Consider the following 4,831-nt stretch of genomic DNA (forward strand, 5'->3'; position numbering starts at 1 on the left):
TGAGGACATTTTCGTATAAAAAAATTAACACTTTTTAGACTTGATGTGTGATATAGTTTAAACTATGCTTCGCAAGGGTTAAATAAGGGGTTTGAGCTATGAAACAGGGGGGGATTGGGGTGCATATACCACAATTACAAATCGCGCATATGAAACCGCGCGTACCGATTATACAGGGGGGCATGGGCGTACGGATTTCGCTGAGCAATCTGGCGGCGGCCGTCGCAAATGCCGGGGGCATCGGCATTATCTCCGGAACGGGAATTCCGGTTGAAGAGATGCGGGCCCATATTCGCAGGGCGAGAGAGTTGACAAAGGGACAGGGATATATAGGGGTTAATGTATTATTTGCAATGAATAGTTTTCCGGAAACGATAAAAGCGGCCATGGAAGAGAAGGTCGATTTCATTATTTCCGGCGCCGGATTCTCACGGGATATGTATGCCTGGGGACGTGAATACGATGTTCCAGTTATTTCTATTGTTTCTTCCGCCAAATTGGCTAGGCTGGCAGAGCGTCTCGGCGCCGCCGCTGTCGTAGTGGAAGGTTTTGAAGCGGGCGGACACCTGGGAACGGACCGGCCGTTGTTCGAGATTCTGCCTGAGGTAATTGAAGCGGTCAGCATCCCGGTCATCGCTGCCGGCGGCATTATGACGGGAGCGGATATTGCGCGGGCGATTCAAATGGGCGCTTCAGGCGTACAGATGGGAACCCGGTTTGTAGCGAGCGTCGAATGCGACGCGCCGGACGCATTTAAACAGAAGTATATCGAAACGGTAAGCGCGGACGATCTCGTACTGGTAAAGACGACCGTCGGCCTTCAGGGCCGTGCCATCCGCAACCGCTTCACCGAGGCGATTAGCGGCGATAATAAGTTGAAAATCGAGAAATGCTACGATTGCCTGAAAGCTTGTTCCTACCGGTTCTGCACATTGGACTCGCTCATTACGTCCGTAAACGGCGACGTGGAAAACGGTTTGGTATTCGCGGGAGCACGCGTGCATGAAATCGATCAAATATTACCGGTTCAGACGATTATTAACAGGCTTATGATTGAATACGAAGCGGTTCAAGAAGTCGCAAAGCACCATATTCTTTAGTCTTTCGGCAGCTCCTCTTTAGGTTGGAGCTGTCTTTTTTTTTGTGAAGATAAGGAAAAAAGAAAGAGGGAAAGAGGAAAAAAGAGCCGAGGAAGAAAAAGGCATTCGCCTTTTTCTGCATGAAAATCTTCTCCTCATTTTTTCTTCTCTTTTCCTTCGTACTATATGACCTATTGTCTAACTAATCTGAAGAAGGTAAAATAGCGTATTTGGGTGGTAATATAAAAACAACACCAATCTAGTGTAAAATTAACTAGCATAGTGGGAGATGTTAATCACATGGAAACAACTGAAGCAACCTTCTATGATGCGGTCATCGTAGGCGGGGGTCTGGCCGGATTATCGGCCGCGGCATACCTGGCAAACAAAGGGAAAAAAGTGGTTGTGCTCGAACGAGGTAATCTAGGCGGGCGAGCCGTAACATTAAAGATTAAAGGTTTTTCGTTTAATTTTGGCGCGCATGCAATCTATGGACGTGACACTTCTGTGCTGCGCAAATTTGAAAAAGAGCTCGGAATTAAAATCGATTGGCGGGACTTCGAGCCGAACAAAGCGAAATACGATATCGGTGACAAATTAACGGACGTTCCAGCCAACATTCAAGGACTATTCAATACCTCGGTGTTAAATAGCTTAAGTAAAATTAAGTTTACATTTGAGATTTTTAAAACAATGCTACACATGGAGAAGGGTCATCCGCATTTATCGATTGAGAAATGGATGGATGAAAAAGACATCAGGGGCGAAGTAAGAGAAATGATGTTAACGCTTGCCTCCTCGAACTTTTTCACCCGTGAGCCTGAACGGATTCCATCCGATGTGTTTTTTAACTATTATCAACGCCTGTTTACTACCAACAAGCCGGTTGCTTATATCGGTGGAGGCTGGCAGGCTCTCATTAATGAGTTCGTTCGGGTCATCGAGGAAAACGGCGGTACGATTGTAACGAAAGCGAAGGCAGAAGCGGTAGAGGCAGAGAATAGCCGCGTTACAGCTGTACGGACTACGCAGGGGGTATTCAAAGGGCAAGAATTCCTTTTCTGCATGCCACCAAAAGAATTGGAAAAGATTGTTTGCGGTACAAAAATCGAACACTTCATTAAACAGTATTCCAGCTATGAACCAAGTTATGTATACGTATATGATATTGGCCTTGAAAAACGAATCGAGGTGCCATATACGTACATTTATGATAAAAAGAACAAAATGTTTATCACCGATATTTCACACTACGATGAAACGTGCGTGCCGGAAGGCGGCCAATTGCTGCAGGCCATTGCCTACCTAACGGAAGAAGATTTAAAAGACAAAGAGAAAATCCAGCAGTATCACGAGAAGATTGAAGCGCTTTATGATAAGCACTTTGCCGGTTGGCGCGATCGTCTGGTCGTGCCGCGCGTATCGAAGCGCGCCGCTGCTCAGGAAATTAAGTGGACGATGAACCAGAAAGCCATGCCGCTGTATTTACCTGACTACCGTAACGTGTTTTTTGCAGGCGACTGGTGCGAGGGCAAGGGGCAGCTGTCAGAGTTGTCATTCCACAGCGCATATGAAGTGAGCAAACTTATTCTGCACAAGTATTCCTATGTGTAATGAAAAAAATTGAATCACAAGGTTTAAAACAAAAAGAAAAGAGGAAGAATAAAAATAGTTATAGGAGTAAGTGTCTCCCTATATTCTCCCCCCTTTTCCTCTGCCGCCTGAGATAGGCGGCGTTTTTTTTTTTACGATATGGAAAAGTATATTTCGCTTTACTTTGCAAGCAAGAAAAAATGGCCGCTGGTTTTCTTATGCTCTATGAAATCGATTCCAGAACGCTGTGATTTGTCCGGATTTCATTTAAAAGCAGATTAATTATAGCTTTTGCTGTCATCTTGCTGCTTCCCAGCCTGGTGATAGGGGGAGCAGCATATGAAACAGCCAAAAGAAAAGTAGAAGAGAAGATTGTTCAAAGCGCGCAAGAGAATGTGGTTCTGCTCGATGGACTCATTACCCGTACCATTGAGCCGGCGGTAAAAGACATAGAGTACATGGCAGCCACCCTGGAACAGAATGGAGCGCAGGTTAACGAGGCGGGGCTGTGATTACGGAGCCGTATATTGATGCGGGGTCCGGCAGCGTAGTGGTAACTATTTCGGCCATGCTGGGAGGAGGTCTTGGCGTTGTAGGAATTGATTTAAATTTACATGCACTTTCGGATAACGTAAAACAGGTTGCCATTGGACGGGAAGGATACGAATTCAACCGATATTTAGACTGTATTTGCTGCTACGGAGGAACAACTGGCATTCATGCAGGAAGCTTCATCCGCATCGTTATCTAGAATGGCTGATGAACTGCATGAAATCATTCGTAAATTTACAGAAATAGCGCGAGAAAGCCCACGTCTTTAGGCATGTGGATGAATCATACCGCACAAACGTTCGATTTTGTGTTATACTACAGGAAGAGATTTCTAAATAAGAGGAGGAGGTCGATGAAGCTTATCCACTCGTTTCGCATCCCCTATGATCCGGTGCTGTATGCGGTGCTCAGAGACTATCAGCGCGAAGCCGCACGGGTATGGAACGATACGCTCGAAGAAGCCGTGCTGTATTTTCGCACGTGGAAGCGGTGGGCTTCTAAAACACTGCTGCAGGCAAACCGCAAACAAGCATACCGGCTTCATTCGCAAACGGTGCAGGCCATCGTGGACAAATACGACGAATGCCGCAAGGGAACGAAGGAGAAACGCAGGAGAGGCGACCGCCGGGCCAGGTATCCGTGGCGAAAAAAGCATTTCTTCTGCCTTCCGTTTAAACAAAACGGGTTTGTCGTTACAGGCGAGCAGATTGTGCTGAAGTTCAAAAACGACAAACCATTACTTGCGGGCCTTCTCACCGCAAAGGCCACACAGAAGCGGAAATGGCTGGCCGGAAGCGGTCTCCGTGAAGATGTCACGCTTACCATACCGAATCTTTCGGGAGAAGCGTTATCAGCCTGCACGTATGCTGAAATCGTCTGGCGTCGGGGTCACTACTGGTTTCACTACTGCATCGATACCCCGGTTGCTGAGCCGCGTCATAAACACCTGCCGCTCAAACCAGCCGGATGCGACCTGGGCGAAATCCACAGCGTCGCCCTGGCCACAGAAGACAAAGCGCTCGTCCTCTCTGGTCGTGCGGTGCGTGCCGTCAAACAGGGACGCGCCAAGTTTCTTGCGGAACTGTCGAAGAAGATGGCGCGGTGCAAGAAAGGAAGCCGGCAGTGGAAGAAGTATCTTCGGGCCAAGCGCTACCTCCAGCAGAAAAGCGACGCTCAAATCAAAGATTGGCTGCATAAAACGACAAAGCAGGCCGTGGATTTTCTCCTTGCTGAACAGGTGACCCATCTGGTCATCGGCAAGGTGGATGGCATTGAGAAAAACACCAGGAAAGACACGACGAAGAAGCGAAAAACCACCCAGCGCCGCCGTCAGCAGCTCTCCCTGTGGGAGCATGGCCGGCTTACGGCGTACCTCACCTACAAAGCAAAGAAAGCCGGTGTGGTGGTGGAAGAAACCGGAGAAGCCTACACCAGCCAGGACTGTCCGTTCTGCGACGGTCGGCACCAAACAAGGACACGCCACTTTTTCTGCCCGGTGACAAAGACCGGGAGGCATCGGGACGTGAACGGGGCGCAAAATATTGCCCGAAGAAAGTATCCGATGCCAGTGACAGACGTAAGCGTCGTATTCAAACAACCGATCTGGA

General features: G+C 48.1%; 5 protein-coding genes. All 5 read left to right on the plus strand.

The annotated features are described in order from the left end of the window. Positions 1-98: 98 nt before the first annotated feature. Positions 99-1,100 (plus strand): NAD(P)H-dependent flavin oxidoreductase, encoded by a 1,002-nt coding sequence (locus B2899_RS16635; RefSeq protein WP_286887249.1) that lies wholly within the window; start codon positions 99-101, stop codon positions 1,098-1,100. A gap of 279 nt (positions 1,101-1,379) precedes the next feature. After that, the gene (locus tag B2899_RS16640; RefSeq protein ID WP_286887252.1) at positions 1,380-2,693 is read left to right on the plus strand and encodes a phytoene desaturase family protein; all 1,314 of its coding nucleotides are present in this window, start codon (positions 1,380-1,382) and stop codon (positions 2,691-2,693) included. Positions 2,694-2,974: 281 nt separating this feature from the next. Further along, positions 2,975-3,184, plus strand: a complete 210-nt coding sequence (locus tag B2899_RS16645) for a hypothetical protein (protein WP_286887254.1) — start codon at positions 2,975-2,977, stop codon at positions 3,182-3,184. After that, a complete protein-coding gene (locus B2899_RS16650; RefSeq protein ID WP_286887257.1) occupies positions 3,181-3,423 on the plus strand; it encodes a hypothetical protein in 243 nt (80 codons plus the stop codon). The genes B2899_RS16645 and B2899_RS16650 overlap by 4 nt, the downstream gene beginning before the upstream one ends. Before the next feature lie 153 nt (positions 3,424-3,576). Beyond that, positions 3,577-4,831, plus strand: a 1,255-nt coding sequence (locus B2899_RS16655; RefSeq protein WP_286887259.1) for an RNA-guided endonuclease InsQ/TnpB family protein, incomplete at its 3' end; no start/stop codon positions are given.

The organism is Aneurinibacillus sp. UBA3580 (assembly GCF_002375825.1).
Classification (GTDB): Bacteria; Bacillota; Bacilli; order Aneurinibacillales; family Aneurinibacillaceae; genus Aneurinibacillus; species Aneurinibacillus danicus.

Coding starts and splice junctions, on each gene's coding strand:
- B2899_RS16635 (WP_286887249.1), top strand. CDS start 99: ATGAAACAGGGGGGGATTGGGGTGCATATACCACAATTACAAATCGCG.
- B2899_RS16640 (WP_286887252.1), top strand. CDS start 1,380: ATGGAAACAACTGAAGCAACCTTCTATGATGCGGTCATCGTAGGCGGG.